Raw genomic sequence first — 22460 nt, 5'->3', positions numbered from 1 at the left:
CCCTTAACCGGGGCCGGGAGTAGGGGCGATTCCCTAGTCTTCGGCGCCTGTGGTGGCCGCGGCTGTCACGGCTGTGCTGGTGTGGGTCTTCGAACCGCCCCGGGGCCACACGCACCGTGGCGGTTCGTCCCCTTCCCGGCCGACCTGCGGTGGACGCGTTCGCAGCGCCCTGTCACTCCCACGGCCCGGCCTCGATCCCTCAACCGACCACGGAGAGACGACAGGCGAGTGATGGACCTTCAGTTCATGTGCGGCGGGACCGGTTGGCGGTCCCGCACGGTCAGGGCGGGCGCGTCATGACGGCGGCGATCGTCGCGGACGGCGTCCGCAAGCGGTACGGGGACATCCAGGCCGTCGACGGGGTCTCGCTGCACATCGAGGCGGGCGAGTTCTACGGCATCCTCGGTCCCAACGGCGCGGGCAAGACGACCACTCTGGAGATTCTGGAGGGCATCCGCGAGCCCGACGAGGGGCGGATCGAGCTGTTCGGCGAGAGCCCCTGGCCGCGCAATCCCAGGCTGCTGCGCCGCATCGGCGTGCAGTTCCAGGCGTCGTCGTTCTTCGACAAGCTCACCACGCGCGAGACGATCTACCTGTTCGCCTCGTTCTACCGGGTCGGCGTCCGGCAGGCCGACGCGATGCTGGACCGGGTGGGCCTCACCGAGTTCGGCGCGGTTCCGGCCGACAAGCTCTCGGGCGGCCAGGCGCAGCGGCTGTCGATCGCGTGCGGTCTGGTGCACGACCCGGAGATCGTCTTCCTGGACGAGCCCACCGCCGGTCTCGACCCGCAGGCCCGCCGCAACCTCTGGGACCTGCTGCGGGACGTCAACGACGAGGGCCGCACCCTGGTCCTCACCACCCACTACCTGGACGAGGCCGAGATGCTCTGCGACCGGGTGTCGGTCATGGAGAAGGGCCGGGTGCTCAAGACGGGCGCGCCGGCGGCCCTGGTCCGCGAGCTCGACGACATGGTGCGGGTCAGTGTGGAGTCGGGGCTGGTCAAGGCGGACGCGCTGCGCGACCGACTGGTGTCGGCCGGGGTGGAGAACGCGGTGGTGGAGGACGACGGGATCACGCTGTCGATCGCCACACCCTCCCCCGGGCCGGTGCTGTCGATCCTGGCCGACCACCGGGCGCTGCGCGGCCTTCAGGTGCGCGGTGCCACTCTGGAGGACGTCTTCCTCCAGCTGACCGGACGGGAGTACCGCGCGTGAGCATCGACGAGACGTCCTCCCCCTCCACCGGGACGGCCGCGCAGACCTCGGCTGAGCCGGCGGCGGCGACGGTCAAGGCCGGTCCGGGGCGCAAGGGGCCCGTCAAGGACAGGCGGCTGAACCCGATCCGCGAGCTGGCCCGGGCGATGATCCTGAGCGTGCTGCGGGACAAGGGCACGATCTTCTTCCTGATGATCTTCCCCATCCTGTTCCTGATGCTGTTCGGCTCGCTGTTCAAGAGCGACGGGACCTCGCACATCAAGGTGGCCCAGGTCGGCGAGGTGCAGGTGCTCGACTCGCTCACGGGGTCGCAGCGGGAGCAGCTCTCCAAGGCCGCCACGATCACCAAGGTGAAGAACGAGTCGGCGGCGCTGGCGAAGGTGCGCGAGGGGGACTACGACGCGCTGGTCGAGCAGGACGGGGACACCGTCGTGCTGCGCTACAGCGTCTCCGACTCGGTCAAGGGGGCTTCGGCCCGCGCGACGCTGAACGCGGTGCTGGAGCAGGCGAACGTGGCCGCCACCGGCAAGCCCGTCAAGTACACGCTGAAGGCCAGTCAGGTCGAGGACGAGTCGGTCAAGCCCATCCAGTACCTGACTCCCGGTCTGCTGGGCTTCGCCATCGCCACCAGCTCGGTGTTCAGCACCGCCCTGACGCTGGTGACCCTGCGGCGCAAGAAGATCCTCCAGCGGATGCAGCTGTCGCCCATCCGGCCCTGGGAGGTGGTGGCCGCCCGTATCTCCATGACCATGCTGATGGCGTTGACGCAGACGGCCCTGTTCCTGGCGGTGGCGACCCTGCCGTACTTCGGTCTGCAGCTCACCGGGAACTGGTGGCTGGTAGTGCCGCTGGTGGTGTGCGGGACCCTGGCGCTGATGTCGCTGGGTCTGCTCATCGGCTCGCTCACGAAGACGGAGGAGTCCGCGGGCGGTCTGGCCCAGCTGCTGGTGCTGCCGATGTCCCTGCTGTCGGGGTCGTTCTTCTCGCTGGACAGCGCCCCCGAGTGGGTCAGGGCGCTCTCGTACGTCATGCCGCTGCGCTACCTGGTGGAGGGCGGCGAGTCCGTGCTCAGCCGGGGCGGCGGTGTCGTGGACGTCCTGCCCACGATGGGCGGCATGCTGGCCTTCGCCACCGTGGTGACGGGGCTGACGCTGCGGTTCTTCAAGTGGAACGAAGGATGAGCCGACGCTGACGGCCGACGACGTCCGGGGCCCTGTGCCGCACCCCAGCGGCACAGGGCCCCGGCCGCGTGTCGGCACAGGGCCTCCGGAGCAGGCGGCTTCGGGGCGGCGGACAGGACGCCGCACCCGCCGGCGACGGGCAGGGCCGCCGCCCGCGCGCACCGGGCGTACCGGCGCCGGCGCACGGAGGGGCCCACCGACACGGGCGCGCGCCTGCGGACGGGGGCGCGCCCCCGTCCGCCCACGGCGTCACCCGTGGTCGGCGCCCTGCCCGCGCCGCCCGCCGGGGGCGGAACCTTCTCGAAAGCCCGCCGCAACCTCACCCGGAACACGGCACGCAGCCGAAAAACCGTCGGAGACAACACACCCCCGGCAGACGGTGCCACACGCGGTCGTCGCCCCGCCCCCGGCGGACGGTGTCACAGGCGGTCGTCGCCCCGCGCCTGCCAGCCGTCCAGGTGCAGGACCTCCTCCAGGGGGCGTCGGGGGCCCGGGCGGAAGGTGGGGCGCAGGGGGTGTGCCGTCGGCAGTAGTGCGCCCTGGCGGACGGTGGGGGGAAGGCCCAGGAGGTCGGCCATCTCCCGCTCGCGGTCCAGGTGGACGGCCGTCCAGGCGGTGACCAGGCCCCGGCTGCGGGCGGCCAGCGCATAGCTCCAGGCCGCGGGCAGCAGTGATCCCCAGACACCGGCCTGGTTGCCCTCCGGCAGCCGGCCGTCGGGCAGTTCGAGGCACGGGATGACGAGCACGGGCACCCGGTGCAGCCGCTCGGCCAGCACGCGGGCGCCGGTGAGCACGGAGCGGGTGCCCTCCGGCTGCTCGTCCAGCCGTCGTAGGGCGGCGCCGTTGCGGTCGTGGAAGGCGGCCCGGTACACCTCGGCGACACGGGCGCGCAGCTGCGGATCGGTGAGCAGCAGCCAGTGCCAGCGCTGGCGGTTGTTGCCGTTGGGGGCCTGCAACGCGATGCGCAGGCAGTCCTTGACCAGTTCCGGGTCGACGGGCCGTTCCAGGTCCAGGCCGCGCCGCACGGAGCGGGTCGTGGTCAGCAACTCCTCGCCCGAGAGGGAAGGCGGCGTGGTCACGGCAGCAGCACCGCCCGGACGGCCAGGGCGAGGTAGGTGGTCACGACGAACCCCATCGCGGCGGGCAGGGGCCAGGCTCCGCGGCGCGCGGTCAGGAACCGCCGGGCGCCCCAGAGCGGCAGGGCCGCCGTCAGACAGGGCAGCAGCCCGAGGACACCGTCGGGCGCGAACAGGACGACCTGGCAGACGACCGCGCCGGCCGCGAACGCGGCGGTGACGGCGGCGCTGCCCCGGGGCCCGAGGTCGGCCGAGTACAGGCGGGCGCCCGGCTCCGCCTCCCACGCGGTCTTGCGGGCGAACTCGAAGTGCAGGAAGACGCCCGCGCACAGGGCGAGCAGCAGCGCTCCGCGCCAGTCGGCGGTGACGGTCCCGGCGGCGGCCAGCGATCCGTACACATAGACGCCGAGCAGCACCTGCACCGGGTAGGTGACCGCGAGGTTGAGGAGCTGCCGGTCGCGTACGGCCGCCGAGAGGTGCTCCAGGACGGCGAGGAACACCCCGTAGGCGAGGGCCGCCAGGACCAGCAGGACGGCCGTGGCGGACAGCGCCGCGTTCAGGCCGGCCACCACCGCGGTGAGGGCGGCCATCGCGCCGCGCAGTTCGGCGACGGTGATCGCGCCGGTGACCAGCGGCCGGTCCGGGTGGTGCACACGGTCGTAGGCGAGGTCCTTCTGCTCGTCCAGCATCCTCAGGAACAGCAGCGCGAGGACGACGCTGAGGACCCGCACCCAGGTGGCGCCGGTCGGCCGCCAGGCGGCGCCGGTCAGGCTCACCGCGGAGCCCTCCAGGGCCAGGACCCACAGCAGGCCGTAGGTGGCGTAGACGTGGGGCCGGAACATGCGCAGCACGAATCGGCCCAGCCGGCCGGGGATGCGGGGCACGGCGACGGTGCTCACTTAAGGGTGTCCCCTGTCTCGGGTGCGGGGTGTGATGGGGTGCGTCACGGGGGCCGTTCAGCGGTACGCGGGGGACGCCGGGGCGGCGAGCGCGTCGGCCCGGCCGGCCGTGCTCCGGTCGGCGAACGCGACGCGTGCCTCGGCGACCAGGGCGCCGGGCTGGTGCAGGGTGCACTCGATGTCGGCGCCCGGCACGACGGGAGCGGTGCGGCACTGCAGGGGCAGGTCCATCTCGGCGAAGCAGCGGAACCGCGCCCGCAGGCGGACCGGCAGCGCGGTGGGCGCGCGCACCGCGCCCTCGTCCACGGCGGCGATCAGGGCGAGTTGCCGGAAGGCCTCCAGTTCCAGCATGCCGGGGACGTGGTCGACCCAGTGGTCGTAGAGGGTGGGGTGCGTGGTCTCGGCGACCAGCCGGGCGGTGCGGACGCCGTCGGGCGAGGTGTGCGGTGGTGTGATCACCACGTTGGCCCGGTCGCGCCGGCCGACCCGGCCCGGTTCCACGGTCCGTCCGGGCAGCGCGACGGGCGGATCGCACAGGCCGAGGTCGCGACGCTGCCCGGCCCGCAGGCGGCTCCACTCCTGCGGGGGCATCCACGAGTAGTCGATGCGGGCCAGCAGTGCCTCCCGTGCCCCGACGACCGCGCTGAAGCGCAGCCGCAGGCCCGTCACACCGGTCCGGTTGCGGAAGCGGTGCTCGACCCGGACCCCGACGACCGCCTCGGCGGGGGTGTCCCCGCAGGCCAGGGCGTCCGGGTCGGGCACCTCGTACGCGACCGTCCGGAGCAGGAACTTGTGGTCCAGGGGTACGTCGAGGTAGCGGTGGGCCACCACGAAGATGCCCTGGCGGCAGGCCTCCAGCAGCAGCAACGGGTCGTGGTGGCTGCGGGGGGCGACGGCGTCGCCGTAGAAGGGGTGGCGGCGTGGAAGCTGCGCGGCCAGCCGCACCTCGTCCTCGCTGAGGCGCTCCGCGTCGGTCAGGAAGACCTCCGCGATCGCTGCCCGGTGCGCCAGCTCCTTCGGGAGTGTCCGGGCGAACTGCATGGCTGCTCCTCGTTCAGATCAGGGCGTCCCGGACGGTGTCCAGGTGCCGGCGCCACTCGTCGACGCCGGCGCCGTCGAGCACCGGGGCGCGACCGGGCTGCCGCATCGGGAGCACCGAGGATCCGACGATGACCGCGTCCCACGGGTCGATGGCGATGCCGTGCTCCCAGGCGTGTTCCAGGAGCTGACGCGGGGTGGCGTCGGGGCCGGGGCCGGGCCGGCCGGAGAGCGCGGCGCGCAGCCGTTCGGCGGCGGGCCCGAAGTCGAGGTCCCGGGGCTTGGTGGCGGCGTACAAGCGGTCGGCCAGCCCGAGGGCGTACCCGGTGAGGTCCTCGCCGGCCAGCGCGGAGCGGAAGAGCCGGTCGCGCTCCGCGTGGTCGAAGTGCACGGCCAGCTCGCGCAGGACGTCGGCGGGTTCGTCGGGGGTGTGCACGAGGTTGAGCAGGTAGCTGTAGCGGCCGAGCAGGTGGCGGAGCTGGCCGGGCACCCGGGCTTCGGGGTCGGTGGGGCCCTTCAGCCGGGTGAGCTGGACCGAGGCCGGGATGTCGCTGGGGCGGCCGGGGCGGACGAGCAGGACGAGGGCGTCCGCGTCCTCCAGGAAGAGCGCGGCCAGGCGCCTGCGGTACGGGGTGGCGAGGTTCCACTGGAAGTACCACAGGGAGCGGATCATGGTCCGGGTCAGCCGGGTGATCGCCGCGCCGACGATCCGGTAGTCCTGTTCGGCCAGCCACTCCACGGCCGCGTCGAGCCTCCGGGACACCACGGCGTCGGGCTTCAGCAGCAGTGCGGCGTGGCAGTGGGCGAAGCCGGTGACGTCGTCGGTGAGGGCGGCGAGCTGTTCGTGGCTCTCCTGGTAGTAGGTGTCCGCGCCGTACAGCCGCTGTTTCTCCGGGTGGCAGGTGAGCCGCGGTGAGACGGGGATGCCGTGGACCGGCTCGGGGTGGGCGGAGGGGGTCGTCACGGGGTGCTCCCGTCCTTCCGGTTGGCGGCGGGCTGCCGGGGCGGGGGTGTGCCGAGGTAGCCGACCTTGAGGCAGTGGTCGAGGAGGCGGCGCAGGTAGGGACGACCGCTCAGCGGCACCCGGCGGCCGCCGAAGGCGGCGGCCCGGCTGTCGTCGAAGCGGATGCGCCGCTGGAGGTAGGTGTCGTAGAGGGAGACGACGCGGTCGTAGTAGGGGCGTTCGCGGTCGGGCAGGGCCGACGCGGAGAACGTGGTCGGCGGGACGAACCGCGTCACCTGGAAGGACGGGTACTCGGCGAGGACGTCGGAGAAGTCGCGCAGGGTCAGCAGGTGGCCGACCGCGTGCAGGGTGAGGCCCTCGGCGTCCTCGAAGCGGGTGGTGACCTCCGTGACCAGGTCGGCGACGTGGTCGACCGGCGCCAGGTCCAGTGCGGCGTCGTAGTGGCCGGGCAGGGTGCGCACCAGCCCCCGGGTCATGATCTTGAGTATGGGATAGACGGTCTTGAAGTCGCGGCAACGGCCCGTGCGGGAGGCGCCGGTGACGATGCTGGGCCGGACCACGGCCACCGGCAGGCCGTCCGCGGCGGCCTTGCGGACCAGGGTCTCCGCGGCCAGTTTGCTCTTCTCGTAGACGTTGCCGAACCGCTGTCCGACGTCGAGTTCGTCCTCCAGGGCCACGCCGTCGCGCATCCCGCACACATAGGCCGTGCTGACCTGCACCAGCGGGGTGCGGTGGGCCAGGGCGAGGTCCAGGACGTGCCGTGTGCCGCCTACGTTGATGCTCTCGTACCGCTCGTCGGGCAGGCCGAAGTCGGTGACGGCGGCGCAGTGCACGATCCGGTCGGCGGTCGCGGCGAGCCTGCGGTCGTCCTCGTTCAGCCCGAGGCCGGGACGGGTGACGTCACCGGTGATGCGGGTGAGGGTGCCGGGCCCGGCGGCGAGTTTCCTGCCGTCGTTGCGGAGGATGTCGCCGTTGTGGTGCATCAGGGTGAGTACGGTGTGGCCCGCGCCGGTGAGCCGGGCGGCCACCTCCGCGCCCACGAAGCCGCTGGCGCCGGTGACCAGCACCGTCATCGTGTCAGCCATGGATCGTTCCTCCGTGAGGGGGCGGGGATCAGGCGGCCTGGTGGGGCTGGGCACCGTTGCTGGCGACCAGGTCGCGGGCTTCCTCCAGGGGGAGTTCCGCGTCGAGGTGGGCGCCGATGCGCACCCAGTCGTAGCTGAGCTCCAGCGTGGCCCGCCAGGTGTCCGCCGAGTCGAAGGAGAGGGGGAAGGCGTCGGCGCCCGCGGTGCCGCGCAGCCGGGCGATGTAGTCGCGCAGATCGGCGAGGAGGTCGTCACCCTGCTCCACCGAGGCGACGGTGCGGCGCAGCAGTTCTTCGGCGCGCTTGCCGATCGCGAGGGTGGCGGGCGGCAGCAGGTCGATACGGCGGACGAGATCGGTGTCGGCGGGCAGCGGGTTGACGCCGTACGCGCTGAACAGGCCGCGCAGCGCGGCGTGCACGGCACGACGGGCGGTGAGCTCGGCGACTCGCCACTGGCCTCGCTGGAGGGCGCCGGTCAGGTCCTCGACGGCGTTCTCGGTGACGATGTTGGCCCACACCAGGGCCATGGTGGCGGCGGCGAACCGTTCGGCGGGCAGCGGCACCAGGTCGACGGCCTCGGGGCCGCCGACGGCCGCGCCGCGCACCGACAGCAACGGCTGGGCGGTGGACGGCGGCGGGGTGACCGGTCCGGGCGGCGCGGCGAGCGGCAGGGCCGGGGTGACGGTGCCGCCGCCCTTCCAGGCCAGCCGGATCAGTCCGTAGCGCACGAACGTGGCCAGGAGCCTGCCCGGTTCGGGGACACCGGTGTCCGAGGCGGCGGCCAGCACCTGGGGCAGCGGCCGGCCGAGGACCAGGGAGCGCCAGACCGCTCCGGCGCTCTCGCCGAGGGCGAACACCTCACGCCGCCCGCGGACGACGTGCACGCGGGCGTCGGTCTGCCAGGTGGTCACTTGGGCCACGCGCTCCACGGTGAGCCGCTCGGGACGCGCGGAGACACCGGTGAGGCCGAGTTCCCCGGCGAAGGCGAGGCAGGCGGTCAGGTAGGCGCGGGCGGCGTCGGGGTCGCCGGGTGCGGGGGCGGTGGTCTCCAGCTCCCAGTACCTGTCGCGTACGGCGGGGTGGTCGGCTCGGTCGAGCTGCAGGGACAGCCACTTGGGTTCGAGGTAGGTCTCGCCCTGTCCGGCCGCCCAGAACTTGATCGTCTGGACGAGTCCGGCGCGGGTCCAGTCGACCGCCTCGTCCGCCTCGCCGAGGCAGAGCAGCGCCGTCGCGTGCCGCAGGGACTGCCGGGCCCGGTGCGCCCACCAGTCGGCGGCGATCCGGGCGAACCGCTCCCTCGGCATGAGGGACTTGACCTGGTCGACGAGGGCGTGGCCGCGCAGCGGGTGGCTGTTCAGCAGCCGCTGGCAGCGGTTGAGCAGATCCTCGGAGAGCCGGCCGGGGCGGCCGGCGCCCTTCTCCAGGGCGCGGAACTGGTCGGCGAGCTGGCGCACCGACCGGGTGCGGATCTCCACCCTGCGGCCGTCGACGAAGAGCAGCGAGGGCATGGTGGGCAGGTCGTCGTCGGAGCGGGCGACGAGCAGGAAGTCGATGTCGGAGGAGGGGTTGCCGAAGCCCTCCGCGATGGAGCCCTCCAGCACGACGGCCCAGTCGGCGCCCGGGGGGAGTTCGGCGAGCGACTTGTCGAGCAGGTCTTGCAGCTGGTCCTCGGTGAGGATCACGGATGTGTCTCCGTCCTGGGAGTGTCCGGGTTCTCGGCGGACGCGCCGCCGTCGGGCGGATCGGCGAGTACGGTGACCGTGCCGGCGGCGCCGTCCACGCGCAGCAGGGCGCCGGTACGGATCTCGGTGGTGGCGTTCCTGACCTGGACCACCGTGGGGATGCCCAACTCCCGGGCGACGACGGCGACATGGGTCAGCGGGCTGCCGCGTTCGACGACCAGCGCGGCGGCCGAGGGCAGCGCGGCCACCCAGCCGGGGTCGGTGCGGTAGGCGAGCAGGATGCCGCCGCCGATGTCGCGGGGCGTGTCGGTGACCACCGCGGGTCCTTCGACGACCCCGGGGCAGCAGGGGGTGCCGCGCAGTTCGCGGGCGCCGCTGCGGGCGGCGGGCCGGCTGCTCCAGCCGGCCCGTTCGAGGTTGCCCGACCAGTAGGGGGCGCCCCGGGTGGTGAACCGGGCGGGGGCGTGCAGCGCGGCGTCCGCCGCGAGCCGGGTGCGCCGCAGGGCGGCCAGGTCCTTCAGCTCGGTGTGGGCGATCATGCCCTCGTAGGCGCCCCGGACCTCCTCCAGGCGCAGCATGAAGACGTCGTCCCAGGAGGCGAGGGCGCCGGCGCGGGCGAGGTCGCGGCCCAGGGCGCGCAGCATCCGTTTGGCGGCGCCGAAGGCGCGGGTGCGGCAGAACCGGAGGCGTTCGCGGTCGGTGAGCGCGGCGCGGGCCTTGCGCCGTACCCGCTCGTACACCCAGCGGCGGGGACCGCGCAGATGCCGGTCGAGGTAGGCGTCGGCGTCGGCGTCGCCCCCGTGATCGCCCGCGCCGCTCCCCCGGTTCTCCGGCAGGGCGTCGCGCAGCAGGCTGAACAACCCGGCCGGGTTCTCGTACAGGTCGGGGACCTCGAGCTTGAGTTCGTCGGGGCTGCGGTAGCCGTAGGAGGCGACGTAGGCGTCGACGGCGGCGACGATGCCGGTGTGTCCGGCCTCGACCAGCGCCTGGTAGGCGTCCGTGTCGGGGGTGCGCTCCAGCAGCTGCCGCGCCTCGTCGTCGGCGCGTACCGCCGCGGCCAGTTCGGTGAGCGCCCAGGCCGGTTCGGCGGACTCGACGTCGCCGCCGGGAGCGGCCGCGGCCCAGGTGAACCACTCGGGGGCGTCGGGCAGCCAGCGGCGGGTGAGCAGGGCCAGCAGGCCGACGGAGAGCAGGATCGTGGCGTCGAGGGCCTGCATGGGGCCCCACTTCTCGATGAGTTCCTTCTGCAGCCGCCGGAAGCGGCGGTAGGTCTCGTCCCCGGGCAGCGCGTCGTAGTCGACGTTGTTGAAGACCTCGTAGGCCCGGTAGAAGTCGCGGTGGAAGGTCTCCACCGACGTCCCGATGGTCAGGAAGCGCCGGGCGAAGACGACCGTCCGGGCCAGTTGGGAGAGGCGGCCGCGCAGCCCGGGCCGGGGGGTGAAGGGGTGCAGCCGGTCGGCGGTCTCGTCGGAGATGCTCTCGGCGACGCCCAGCGATTTCTCCAGCACCCGGCGGTTGAGCGGGTACAGCGGTGCCAGGCGCACCATGCGGTACCAGTGGTACAGGTTGTAGTAGACGCGTCCGTGGACGTAGCCGAGCAGGTGCGGGGTCCACTCCTGGACCTCACGGAGCCGGTCGCCCCGGACGCCCAGCGCGCGGGCGTAGCTCTCGTACACCTTGGCGTAGGTGTCGGCGGCGAAGCTGTAGGTGAGCGGGGAGACGACGCCGCTGAAGCTTTCGATGATGTTGGAGTTGTCCCAGATCCGCAGCTCCCCCTCGGGTTCCGGCGCGGTGCCGGGTGGTGGGCCGAGGGTGGTGACGGGGCGGCTCTGCAGGAGCCACAGGGTGCCGTCGGCGATGGCCCACTCGATGTCCTGGGGGGCGCCGTAGTGCGCGGTCGCGCGCAGCCCGGCGGCGTGCAGCAGGGCCAGGTCGTCGGGGGTCAGGGCCGGCGCCTCGCGGTCCTCGTCGGTGACCGGTGTCACGGTGCAGCCCGGTCCGGTGCCGGCGTCGTAGCGTTCCTGCTTGTCACCGATGACGGTGCTGAGCGGTTCGCCGGTGGAGGCGTCGAGGACGACGGTGTCGGCGTCGACCGCGCCGGAGACCAGCCCCTCCCCCAGCCCGTGGACGGCGCTGACCACATGGCGGTCCGTGCGCCCGGTCGTCGGATCGGCGGTGAACAGTACGCCGCTGCGCTCCGCGGGCACCATGCGCTGGACGATGACGGCGACGCCACCGGTGCCGGGCGGCAGTCCGCGCTGCGCCCGGTAGAGCAGGGACCGCTCGGAGAACCCGGAGGCCCAGCAGCGGCGGACATGGGCGGTGACCTGGTCCAGGCCGCTGATGTTGAGGAAGCTGTCGAACTGGCCGGCGAAGGAGTGCTCCGTGCCGTCCTCCTCCTGTCCGGAGGAGCGCACGGCGACCAGGCCACCACCGGCCTGCCGGTAGGCCAGGGCGACGGCCGAGGCGGTGTGCGCGTCGAGGGGCGTCTCCTCGATCAGGGCGGCGATCTCGGCGGCGACCCGGTCGGCCGTGGTGTCCCAGCCGTCGGCGAGGAGCCGGGCCAGACGCTCCTGCAGTCCGCTTCTGCGGGAGAAGCCGTCGAAGACGTCCAGGCCGATCACCGACCAGTCGGGCACCTGGAAGCCGGCCGCGGTGAGCGTGTGCAGGTTTCTGCCCTTGCCACCGGCGTACCGGGTGATCAGGGACTCCTCGCTGGAGGGCGAGAGAACGCCCAGGGACAGGTGGTCGGATTCCGTGGTGAGCGACAACGTGATTCCTCCGCATGGCTCGCGCTCGACCTCACCGGAAGTCTCACGGCGGGAGCGGGCGAAACCTTTCGAGTCGGGCGCGGCGGTAACTTCGCCGAAAACCGCCGGTCGTTCGGCCCGGGCCGGTCGTGCGGCTCGGGCCGTGGTTCGGGCCGGTCGTGCGGTTCAGGCCGTGGTTCGGGCCGGTCGTGCGGTTCGGGCCGTGGTTCGGGCCGGTCGTGCGGTTCAGGCCAGGACGACCGGCAGACTCTGGTGGCCGCGCAGGACGAGCCGGTCGCGGCGGACCGGCCCCTGACCGGGGGCCGGGCGCAGGGCGGGGAACCGCGTGAGCAGCCGGCTGAAGACGGTGACGGCCTCCAGCCGGGCCAGCATGGCGCCGAGGCAGTGGTGCGCTCCCCCGCCGAAGCTGAGCGGCTGGATGTCCTTGCGGTGGGGGTCGAAGCGGTCCGGCTGCTCGTAGCGGGCGGGATCACGGTTGGCCGCTCCGAGGAGGAGCACCACATGACTGCCCGCCGACGCCGGCACGCCCCCGACGAGGACACCGTCGGTCAGCACGGCCCGGTTGCTCGTCTGCAACGGCGAGTCGTGGCGCAGCACCTCTTCGACGAAGCCCTGCACGGGAACGGTTCCGTCCCGCAGTCCGGCCATGACCGCGGGGTGCTCGAACAGCGCCTGCAGGCCGTTGCCGAGGAGGTAGGTGGTGGTCTCGAAACCGGCCAGCAGCAGACTGGCGAGGTTGGCGACGAGCTCCTCGTCGTCCCGCAGGGTTCCCTCGTCGCGCGCCCGGACCATGGCGGTCACCAGGTCGTCGCGCGGGTCGGCCCGTCGCAGGCCGGCCAACTCGGTGAAGTACCGGTGGAGTTCCACCGCCGCGCGGTCGGCGGCCGCCAGGCCGGAGGGGTCGGCGAGCAGTTCCAGGGTGGCGCTCAGATCCGCGGCGTAGCCCCGGAAGCGCTGCCGGTCCTCGGCGGGGACTCCGAGCAGGTCGCAGATGACGTGGGCGGGCAGGGGGAAGGCGACGGCGTCCATGAAGTCCACCGGTGCGGACCCGGCGTCCGCGAGGTCGTCGAGCAGCGCGTCGGTGAGGTCCGCGATGCCCGCTTCCATCGCCGCCACCCTCCGGGCGGTGAACACCTGGGACATCGACGAACGCAGCCGCCCGTGGTGGGGCGGGTTGGCGACGAACAGGGTCCGGCTCAGCAGGGCGAGCGAGGGATGTGCGGAGATGTCGGCACCCCAGGTCACCAGGTTGATGTCGGCGCCCAGCGCCGGACTGCGCAGTGCCTGACGGCAGGCCTCGTAGCTGCTGACCAGCAGGAGACCGTCCCCGGCCGGCACGGCGGGCCCGAGTTCCAGCGCGCGCTCGTACAGCGGGTAGGGATCGGCTCGTCCCTCGGGAGTCAGTAAGTGGGCGATGATCGACTGCGCGTCCAACGGTCCTCCTGGTCACTTGGGTCCGGAGCTTCGGTCGTTGCGCGGTGTGACCGGGGTCAGGGCGTGCCGAGGACGGTACCGGCGAAGGCGGCCGCGGTGTCCGGCGACGCCACCGGGGGCCCGGCCAGGCCGGGCCAGACGAGGGCCGTCGACCCCCAGGTGAGGCCGCCGCCGAAGCCGGCGAGTATCACCTTGTGCCCCGGGAGCAGTTGACCGGAGACGACGCCGTCGGCCAGGGCCAGGGGGATCGAGGCGGCGACCGTGTTGCCGCGCGTCTCGATGTTGGACAGGAATTGTTCCGCCGGCAGGCCGAGTCGCCGGGCGACCGCTTCCAGGATCCGGGAGTTGGCCTGGTGCAGCACGAAGGCGTCGATCTCCGCGGGGTCCCACCCGGTCCGCCGGGCGGTCTCCTTCACCGAGTCCGCCATCCGCCGCACCGCCTGCGCGTAGACGGCCTGCCCCTGCATGGTGAAGTAGGTGTCCTCGGTCTTGGCCGGCAGCCCCGTGGAGCGCTGCCGGGACCCGCCGGCCGGCACCTCGATCAGATCGCTGAGGCTGCCGTCGCTGCCGAGGTGCAGCCCGGTGAGCGCCCCGGGTTCGGTCGGCGACCCGGCGCGCAGCACCACCGCACCGGCCCCGTCGCCGAAGATCACCCGGGTCGAGCGGTCGTCCGGGCCGAGGAGTGTGGAGAACGCGTCGGCGCCCACGACCAGCACGGTCTCGGCGGCGCCGAGCGCGACCATGCCGGCGCCCGTCGCGAGGGCGTACACGAAACCGGTGCACACCGCCGCCACGTCGAACGCGGCGACCGGTCCGAGTCCGAGCCGGGTGGCCACCTCGGGCGCGGTGGCGGGGCAGTGCCGGTCCGGGGAGCTGGTGGCGATGACCACCGCGTCCACGCCCTCCAGCCCGGCCGAGGCCAGCGCCCGCCGCCCGGCCTCTACGGCCAGGTCGCCGGTGGACTGCCCCGGGGAGACCCAGCGGCGCTCCCGGATGCCGGTACGGCGGCGGATCCACTCGTCGCTGGTGTCGAGGACCTCCGCCAGTTGGTCGTTGGTGACGACGGTCGGAGGTACCCAGCCGCCGAGTCCGGCGACGACTGCCGCTCGTTCCATGGCCTCCAGCTCCTTTCACAGCCCGATGGCCGCCCCGGGACCGATGGGCGGCCCCGGGGCAACGATTCACGAAACACCACCTCCCATGGGCCGATCACGGCCTTTGTTAGGTGAAGTCCTATATCCCATAAGCAACTTGACGTTCCATCAGGCGGTGCGCCCGCGGCTTGCACGAGCGGCTCACGCGGACCCGAACTGCTGGTCGATGAAGTCGAAGAGGTCGTCGTCGCTGGCCGCGTCGATCCGTTCCTCGACGGCCGCCTGCGGGACCCCACCGTGGTCACCGTCACCGCCCCCGGCAGAGGTGGCCGTGACCCCGGCGGCCGGGGCCGCGTCCAGGGTGGCGAGCAGTCCGCGCAGCCGCCCGGAAAGCGCGGAGCGCACCTCCTCGTCCCCGGTGATCTCGGCCAACGCACCCTCCAGCCGATCGAGTTCGGCCAGCATCGGCTGGACGGCCGCCGCGGCGCCCGGCGCGGTCTCGGCCCGCAGGTGGCGGGCCAGCCCGAGCGGCGTCGGGTAGTCGAACAGCAGGGTGGCCGGCAGCCTGAGCCCGGTCGCGGTGGTGAGCCGGTTGCGCAGTTCGACGGCGGTCAGCGAGTCGAAGCCCATCTCCAGGAAGCCGCGTTCGGGGTCCACCGCCTCGGAGTCGGCGTAGCCGAGCACGGCCGCCGCATGGTCGCGGACGAGGTCCGCGAGCACCGCGAGGCGTGCCTCGGCGTCCAGTTCCGCGAGCCTGCGGCGCAGCCGCTCGGCGGGCGCGACCCCGTCGGCCCCGCCGGCGGCGGCGCGGCGGCCGGACGCCGGCTTGACGAGGGACCGCAGCAGGGCCGGCACCTCCCCGTCGGGGGTCCGCAGGCCGGCCGTGTCGAAGCGGGCCGGGACCAGCACCGCCCGGTCGGCCGCCACGGCGGCGTCGAAGAGGCCGAGGGCCTGCTCGGACGGCATCGGGACGACACCGCCGCGGGCCATCCGCACCAGGTCGGCCCGGTCGAGCTTGCCGGTCATCTCCGACCGTTCCTCCCACAGGCCCCACGCCAGTGACTGGGCGGGCAGACCGTGGGCGCGCCGCTGCCGGGCGAGGGCGTCGAGGAAGGCGTTGGCCGCCGCGTAGTTGCCCTGCCCCGAGCCGCCGAGGACGCCGGCCAGCGAGGAGTAGAGCACGAAGGCGCGCAGCTCGCTGTGCCGGGTCAGTTCGTGCAGATGGAGCGCGCTGTCGGCCTTGGCGGCGAGGACCGTGTCGAGTCGTTCCTGGGTGAGGGTGCCGATGACACCGTCGTCGAGGACGCCCGCGGTGTGCACCACGGCGGTCAGCGGATGCTGTGCGGGGACCGTGGCGAGCAGTGCGGCCAGGGCCTCCCGGTCGGAGGTGTCGCAGGCGACGAGTTCGGCCCGGGCGCCGAGGGCGGTCAGGTCGTCGAGGAGTTCCCGGGCGCCCGGCGCGTCGGGGCCGCGGCGGCCGACGAGCAGCAGGTTCCGCGCTCCGTGCCGGCCGGCCAGGTGCCGGGCGACGAGGCCGCCGAGCGCGCCGGTGGCCCCGGTGACCAGGACGGTGCCGTCCGGGTCGAGCAGCGCGGCGGTGTCGCCGCCGGCCGGCTGGGTCAGCCGGGCACGGACCAGCCTCGGCACCCGCAGCTCGCCCTTGCGGAGGGTGACCTGCGGCTCTTCGTGGCGGGCCGCGGCGGGCAGCGCCCGGTACGACTCCTGGGCGCCGTCCCAGTCGAGGAGCAGGAACCGGTCCGGGTTCTCGGTCTGCGCGGTGCGCACCAGGCCCCACACCGCCGCGGCCACCGGGTCGGGCGCCCGGTCGCCGTCGTGGACGGTCACGGCGTGCCGGGTGACCAGCGCCAGGCGGGTGGCGTTGAAGGTGTCGTCGGCGAGCCAGTCCTGGAGCAGCCGCAGCACGCGACCGGTCACCCGGCGGACGGCGGCGGCCGCGGCGGTGCCGTCCGGCAGCCCGGCCTCGTCGTCGCCGAGGCCGGGCACGGCGGCCAGCACCGTCCCGGGCACCGGGAGGTCGCCGGCGGCGACGGCGCGGGCGAGGGCGTCCAGGTCGGGCTGGGCCAGGGCGGCGAGCCCGGCGGCCGTCAGGGCCTCCCCGAGAGCGGGGCCGCCGTCGCCGTCCAGGACGGCGAAGCCGTCGGAGGCGGACCGGACGGTGGCGCCGGTGGCGTGCGGGGTCACCCACTCCAGTTCGTACAGATGCCGGGCGGCGGCGCGGGCGTCGTCCCCGAGGTGCCCGGCCGGCAGGGGCCGCAGGGTCAGTCCGCCCACCGTGGCGATCGCACCGCCTCCGGGGTCGGTGACGGTCAGCGCGACCGTGTCGGGGCCGGCCGGGACGAGACGCACCCGCAGCGCGCCGGCCCCCGGCGTGTGCAGCCGCACGCCGGTCCAGCTGAACGGCATCAGCGCGGGACCGGACGCGGCGCCCTCGGTCAGACCGACGGTCTGCAGGGCGGCGTCCAGCAGGGCCGGATGCAGTCCGTAGCCACCGGCGTCGGCGGCCACCTCGGCGGGCGGCTCGATCTCGGCGTACACGTCCTCGCCGAGCCGCCAGGCGGCGGTCAGCCCCTGGAAGGCGGGTCCGTAGGCGAAACCGCCCGCGGCGAAGCGGTCGTAGAGCCCGTCCAGGGCGATCTCCTCGGCGCCCTGCGGCGGCCACGGCCCGAGCGGGGGCTCGTCGGCCGCGTCGGCCGCGGCGCTGAGCCGACCGAGCGCGTGGCGGGTCCAGGGCTCGTCGTCCGCCGCGTCGTCCGGGCGGGAGTGCACGGTCACGGCGCGCGCTCCCTGCTCGCCGGCCTCGCCGACGGTGACCTGGAGGTGGACGGCACCCTGGTCGGGCAGCACGAGCGGTGCCTCCAGGGTGAGTTCGTCGACGACCGTGCAGCCGACCCGGTCGGCGGCCAGCAGGGCCAGCTCCAGGAACGCGGTGCCGGGCAGGACGGCGGTGCCGGAGACCGCGTGGTCGGCGAGCCAGGGGTGGCTGCTGAGCGAGAGCCGTCCGGTGAGCAGGTAGCCGTCGCCGCCCGCGAGGGCCGTGCCCGCGGCGAGCAGCGGATGCTCCCCGGCGGAGAGCCCGGCGGCGGCGAGGTCCGGGACGCCCGGGTCGGCGTCGAGCCAGTAGCGGGCGTGCTGGAAGGCGTACGTCGGCAGCTCGGCCCGGCGCACCGGACGACCGGCGAAGTACCGGTCCCAGTCGGGGCCCGCGCCGTGCACGTGGAGCGTGGCGACGGCGGTCGTGACCGCCGTCTCCTCCGACCGGTCGCGGCGCAGCAGCGGTGTGACGACGGCCGCCTGCGGCTCGGCGAGGCAGTCGCGGGTCATGGCGGTGAGCACCGCGTCGGGGCCCAGTTCGAGGTAGGCGGTGACGCCCTGCCCCTCCAGGGTGGCGACGACGTCGGCCCAGCGGACCGTGCCGCGCACATGGCGCACCCAGTAGTCGGCGCCCTCCAACTGCCCGGAGTCGGCGAGTTCACCGGTGAGGTCGCACACCACGGACACGCTCGGGGAGGCGTACGCCGTCGTGCGGGCGACGGCCGCGAAGTCGGCCTGCATGGGTTCCATGCGCGGCGAGTGGAAGGCGTGCGACACCGTCAGCCGTTTGGTGCGCAGCCCTGCCTCGCGCCATGCCTCGGCCAGTTCCTCCACGGCGTCCTCGTCACCGGAGACGACCACGGACGCCGGGCCGTTGACGGCGGCGACGGACACCCGGTCCTCGTAGGTGCTCAGGGCTGCCAGGACCTCCGCCTCGCCGGCCTGCACGGCCAGCATGGCGCCGCCGTCGGGCAGTCGCTGCATCAGCCGGCCCCGGGCGGCGACCAGTCGGCAGGCGCCGGCCAGGTCGAACACGCCCGCGACATGGGCGGCGGCCAGTTCACCGATGGAGTGGCCGACCACGATGTCCGGCCGCAGCCCCCAGTGTTCCAGCAGCCGGAACTGGGCGACCTCCAGGGCGAACAGCGCGGCCTGGGTGTAGGCGGTCCGGTCCAGCAGGTCGGCGTCCGGGGTGCCGGCCGGGGCGAACAGCACCTCCTTCAAGGGGCGTTCGAGCTCCCGGTCGAGTTCGGCGCAGACGGCGTCGAGGGCGTCGGCGAAGACCGGGTGGGCGGCGTACAGGTCACGGCCCGTGCCCGGCCGCTGGCTGCCCTGACCGCTGAAGAGGAACGCGGTGCGGCCGCCCCGGTGGCGCACTCCGCGCACCAGTCCGGGAGCCTCCCGTTCCTCGGCCAACGCCCGCACGGCGGCAATGAGTTCGTCCTGGTCGCGGCCGACGGCGGCCGCTCGGTGGTCGAAGCCGGTGCGCCCGAGGGCAAGGGTGTGCGCGATGTCGAGAGGTGTGGCGGTGTGCTCCCCCTCCGGGTCCTCCAGGTGGGCGAGCAGCCGGACAGCCTGGGCGCGCAGGGCGTCGGCGCCCCGTGCGGAGAGCACCCAGGGGACCACCCCGGCGGCCGCGGGAGCTTCAGACGTCTCCGCCTCGGCGGTCGGCCGCGGGGACCGGTCCGCCGTCTCCTGCGCCTCGACGGGCGGCTGCTCCAGGATCACATGGGCGTTGGTGCCGCTGATGCCGAAGGCCGACACGCCGGCCCGGCGCGGACGCCCCGCGTCCTCAGGCCACTCGACCGCCTCCGTCAGCAGCGCCACCGCCCCCTCGGCCCAGTCGATGCTGGTCGAGGGCCGGTCCGCGTGCAGGGTGCGCGGCAGCACACCGTGCCGCATCGCCAGCACCATCTTGATCACACCGCCGACACCGGCGGCGGCCTGGGTGTGCCCGATGTTGGACTTCAGGGCGCCGAGCAGCAGCGGCCGGTCCGCGGGCCGGTCCTGGCCGTACGTCGCCATCAGCGCCTGGGCCTCGATGGGGTCGCCGAGCCGGGTGCCGGTGCCGTGCGACTCGACGGCGTCGACATCGGCCGGGGAGAGCCCGGCGGCGGCCAGCGCCTGACGGATGACGCGCTGCTGGGCCGGGCCGCTCGGCGCGGTGAGGCCGTTGCTGGCGCCGTCCTGGTTGACCGCCGAACCGGCGAGCACCGCGAGGACGGGGTGGCCGTTGCGCCGGGCGTCGGAGAGCCGCTCCAGCAGGACCACGCCGACACCCTCGGCCCAGCCCGCGCCGTCGGCGTCGTCGGAGAACGCCTTGCAGCGGCCGTCCGGGGACAGGGCGCGCTGCCGGCTGAACTCGATGAAGGTGTCCAGCGAGGAGATCACCGTGACCCCGCCGGCCAGCGCCATGGTGCACTCACCCGAGCGCAGCGCCTGCGCGGCCATGTGCAGGGCCACCAGGGACGAGGAGCAGGCGGTGTCGACGGTGACGGCCGGGCCCTCCAGACCGAAGGTGTACGAGATCCGCCCCGAGGCCACGCTGCCGGCGCTTCCGGTGGCCAGGTAGCCCTCGAAGTCCTTCGGGGCGCGCTGCACCCGGGAGCCGTAGTCGTGGTAGTTGGAGCCGACGAACACCCCGGTGGCGCTGCCGCGCACCGTCCTCGGGTCGATACCGGCCCGCTCGAACGCCTCCCACGACGTCTCCAGCAGCAGCCGCTGCTGCGGGTCCACCGCCAGCGCCTCGCGCGGGCTCATACCGAAGAACTCCGGGTCGAAGTGGTGCGCGTCGTAGAGGAAACCGCCGCCGCGGGCGTAGAAGGTGCCCGGCCGGTCCGGGTCGGGGTCGAAGGCGCCCTCGAGGTCCCAGCCGCGGTCCTCGGGGAAGGCGGACACGGCGTCACCGCCCTGCGCGAGCAGCCGCCACAGGTCCTCCGGGCCGTCCACCCCGCCGGGGTAACGGCAGCCCATCGACACGATCACCACGGGGTCGTCGTCCGTCGCGACCGGCCGGAGCGTGCCGGCCGGTGCCGGGTCGGCGGGCAGGCCTGCGGCGCCGAACAGTTCCTCGTGCAGCTTCGCCGCGAGCGCGACGGCGGTCGGGTGGTCGAAGACCAGGGTGACCGGCAGCCGGAGTCCGGTGCTCTCGGCGATGGTGTTGCGCAGCGCCACCGCGGTGAGCGAGTCGAAGCCGAGGTCACGGAAGGCCCGCTCCTCGTCGACCTGGTCGGCGCCGGCGTACCCGAGCGCCGCGGCGGCCAACGTCCGCACCAGCGAGAGCAGTTCACGCCGCTGGTCGTCGTACGGAAGGCCGGCCAGCCGCCCCGTGAGCGCGTTGCCGTCGCCGCCGTCCGTCACGGGTGTGCCGCGCGTCGCCAGGGCCGCCCGTACCTCGGGCAGGTCGGCGAGGACCCGCGGGGCACGGTCGGAGTGGGCGAACGCGTACGTCTCCCACCGTACGTCGGCCAGCGCCAGCACCGGTTCACCGGCGGACACGGCCTGCTGAAGCCCCGTCAGGGCCGACTCGGGTTCCATCGCGGGCATACCGGCCCGGGCGAGCCGCTCTCCGGTGTCGCCGGAGGCCAGACCGCCGCCGCCCCAGGCGCCCCAGGCGACCGACGTGGCGGGCAGCCCGTCGGCGTGCCGCTGCCGGGCGAGCGCGTCGAGGAAGGCGTTGGCGGCCGCGTAACTGCCCTGGCCGGGGCCGCCGAGCGTGCCCGCGAGCGAGGAGAACAGCACGAACGCGTCCAGTTCCAGGTCCCGGGTCAGCTCGTGCAGGTGCAGCGCCGCCGCCACCTTGGGCCGCAGCACCGTCTCGGCACGCTCGGGGGTGAGACCGTCCAGCACGCCGTCGTCGAGCACCGCGGCCGCGTGGACGACCGCGGTGAGCGGCTGGTCCGCGGGTACGGCGGCCAGCAGCGCGGCCAGCTGGTCGCGGTCGGCCGCGTCGCACGCGGCGAGCGTCACGCGGGCGCCCAGTGCGGTCAGCTCCGCCTCCAGCTCCGCCGCGCCGGGCGCGTCCGGGCCCCGGCGTCCGACCAGCAGCAGATGAGCGGCGCCGTTGCGGGCCAGCCAGCGGGCGACCTGGGCCCCCACGCCCCCAATTCCGCCGGTCACCAGCACGGTGCCGGTCGGCGTCCATGCGGCGGGCGCGGGATCGGGCAGCGCGGCCCGCTCCAGGCGCCGCGTGAACAGGGCGGAACCCCGTACGGCCACCTGGTCCTCCTGCACGGCCCCGGACAGGGCCGCCACCAGCCGGACGAGGGCACGGTCGTCCAGCTCAGCCGGCAGGTCGACCAGCCCGCCGAAGCGCTGCGGGTACTCCAGCGCGGCGATGCGGCCGAGCCCCCAGGCCTGCGCCTGGACGGGAGCGGCCGGGCGGTCGGCACGGCCGGTGCACACCGCGCCGCGGGTGGCGATCCACAGCGGCGCGGACACGCCCGCGTCACCGAGCGCCTGCACCAGGGCCGTGGTGAGGGCGAGCCCGTTGTCGAGTGCGGTACCGGGCGCGTACGGCGACTCGTCCAGCGCCAGCAGCGACAGCACCCCGGCCGGACGGGCACCGCCGTCGTCGTTCACGACGGTACCGAGCAGTGCGGTGAGCTGCTCCCGGCCGACACCGGCGGCCACCTCCAGGGTGGTCACCTCGGCGCCGTGGGCGGCCAGCCCGTCAAAGAGGGTGGTGACCAGTGCGGTGTCATGGTGTCCCTGCGGGACGACGAGCAGCCAGTCGCCGGTCAGGGCCGCGTCCCGGACGTCCCGGCCGACCGGCTTCCAGACCACCTTGTACCGCCAGCCGTCCACCACCGACCGGGCCGCCTGCTCCCGGCGCCACCCCGACAACGCGGGAAGGACACCGGCCAGCGACTCACTGTCGGACACGCGCAGCGTCTCCGCCAGCGCTTCCAGGTCCTCGCGCTCGACGGCCTCCCAGAAACGGGCGTCCACCGCGTCCTGCCCGGAGACCGAAACCGCCACGGGAGCCGTCTTCTCCAGCCAGTAGCGCCGACGTTGGAAGGCGTACGTCGGCAGCGGGACCGTGCGGGCGTCCTGTCCGGCCAGCACGGCCGTCCAGTCGACGGGGACACCACGCACCCAGGCCTCCGCCAGCGAGGTCAGGAGCCGGTGCGCATCACCCTTGTCACGACGCAGAGTACCCACCACGACCGCGTCCGGCGCGGCCTCCTGC

General features: G+C 74.2%; 12 protein-coding genes. 2 read left to right on the top strand and 10 right to left on the bottom strand.

Annotated elements, in window-relative coordinates:
• The first annotated feature begins 296 nt into the window (after nt 1-296).
• The gene (locus AQJ58_RS39375; protein ID WP_067259371.1) at nt 297-1214 is read left to right on the top strand and encodes an ABC transporter ATP-binding protein; all 918 of its coding nucleotides are present in this window, start codon (nt 297-299) and stop codon (nt 1212-1214) included.
• Nucleotides 1211-2395: an ABC transporter permease gene (locus tag AQJ58_RS39370; protein ID WP_234360464.1), complete on the top strand. Its 1185-nt coding sequence runs from the start codon at nt 1211-1213 to the stop codon at nt 2393-2395. Before AQJ58_RS39375 ends, AQJ58_RS39370 begins: the two co-directional genes overlap by 4 nt.
• Before the next feature lie 419 nt (nt 2396-2814).
• On the opposite strand, the gene AQJ58_RS39365 is transcribed toward AQJ58_RS39370, so the two are convergent.
• The 10 genes from AQJ58_RS39365 to AQJ58_RS39320 form a co-directional block, all read right to left on the bottom strand.
• The gene (locus AQJ58_RS39365) at nt 2815-3474 is read right to left on the bottom strand and encodes a nitroreductase family protein (protein ID WP_067259360.1); all 660 of its coding nucleotides are present in this window, start codon (nt 3472-3474) and stop codon (nt 2815-2817) included.
• Nucleotides 3471-4370 (bottom strand): UbiA prenyltransferase family protein, encoded by a 900-nt coding sequence (locus AQJ58_RS39360; protein WP_067259359.1) that lies wholly within the window; start codon nt 4368-4370, stop codon nt 3471-3473. The genes AQJ58_RS39365 and AQJ58_RS39360 overlap by 4 nt, the downstream gene beginning before the upstream one ends.
• 57 nt (nt 4371-4427) lie before the next feature.
• Nucleotides 4428-5411 carry a ScbA/BarX family gamma-butyrolactone biosynthesis protein gene (locus AQJ58_RS39355; RefSeq protein ID WP_067259357.1) on the bottom strand — a complete coding sequence of 328 codons (984 nt, stop codon included), beginning with the start codon at nt 5409-5411 and terminating at the stop codon, nt 4428-4430.
• 13 nt (nt 5412-5424) lie between these two features.
• Nucleotides 5425-6372 (bottom strand): nucleoside-diphosphate kinase, encoded by a 948-nt coding sequence (locus tag AQJ58_RS39350; RefSeq protein WP_079079515.1) that lies wholly within the window; start codon nt 6370-6372, stop codon nt 5425-5427.
• Entirely contained in the window at nt 6369-7457 is a 1089-nt protein-coding gene (locus AQJ58_RS39345) for an SDR family oxidoreductase (protein WP_067259355.1), read from the bottom strand. Before AQJ58_RS39345 ends, AQJ58_RS39350 begins: the two co-directional genes overlap by 4 nt.
• Nucleotides 7458-7485: 28 nt before the next feature.
• Nucleotides 7486-9138 (bottom strand): nucleotidyltransferase domain-containing protein, encoded by a 1653-nt coding sequence (locus AQJ58_RS39340; RefSeq protein WP_067259354.1) that lies wholly within the window; start codon nt 9136-9138, stop codon nt 7486-7488.
• On the bottom strand, nt 9135-11909 hold the full coding sequence (locus tag AQJ58_RS39335; protein ID WP_234360463.1) for a phosphoenolpyruvate synthase: 2775 nt from the start codon (nt 11907-11909) through the stop codon (nt 9135-9137). The genes AQJ58_RS39340 and AQJ58_RS39335 overlap by 4 nt, the downstream gene beginning before the upstream one ends.
• 225 nt (nt 11910-12134) lie before the next feature.
• Nucleotides 12135-13343: a cytochrome P450 gene (locus AQJ58_RS39330; RefSeq protein WP_067259352.1), complete on the bottom strand. Its 1209-nt coding sequence runs from the start codon at nt 13341-13343 to the stop codon at nt 12135-12137.
• A gap of 56 nt (nt 13344-13399) precedes the next feature.
• Nucleotides 13400-14458, bottom strand: coding sequence for a beta-ketoacyl-ACP synthase III (locus AQJ58_RS39325; RefSeq protein WP_079079514.1), 1059 nt, complete (start codon nt 14456-14458; stop codon nt 13400-13402).
• A 180-nt stretch (nt 14459-14638) separates the two neighbouring features.
• On the bottom strand, nt 14639-22432 hold the full coding sequence (locus AQJ58_RS39320) for a type I polyketide synthase (protein WP_234360462.1): 7794 nt from the start codon (nt 22430-22432) through the stop codon (nt 14639-14641).
• Between the last annotated feature and the right edge of the window lie 28 nt (nt 22433-22460).

Source organism: Streptomyces sp. DSM 15324, assembly GCF_001514285.1.
Taxonomy (GTDB): Bacteria; Actinomycetota; Actinomycetes; order Streptomycetales; family Streptomycetaceae; genus Streptomyces.
The sequence above is the reverse complement of the archived record's forward strand: the minus strand, read 5'-3'. Positions and strand labels throughout refer to the sequence as shown.

What these genes read in the sequence shown, in the direction of transcription:
- AQJ58_RS39375 (WP_067259371.1), top strand. Translation starts at nt 297, where the DNA reads ATGACGGCGGCGATCGTCGCGGACGGCGTCCGCAAGCGGTACGGGGAC.
- AQJ58_RS39355 (WP_067259357.1), bottom strand. Translation starts at nt 5,411, where the DNA reads ATGCAGTTCGCCCGGACACTCCCGAAGGAGCTGGCGCACCGGGCAGCG.
- AQJ58_RS39345 (WP_067259355.1), bottom strand. Translation starts at nt 7,457, where the DNA reads ATGGCTGACACGATGACGGTGCTGGTCACCGGCGCCAGCGGCTTCGTG.
- AQJ58_RS39325 (WP_079079514.1), bottom strand. Translation starts at nt 14,458, where the DNA reads ATGGAACGAGCGGCAGTCGTCGCCGGACTCGGCGGCTGGGTACCTCCG.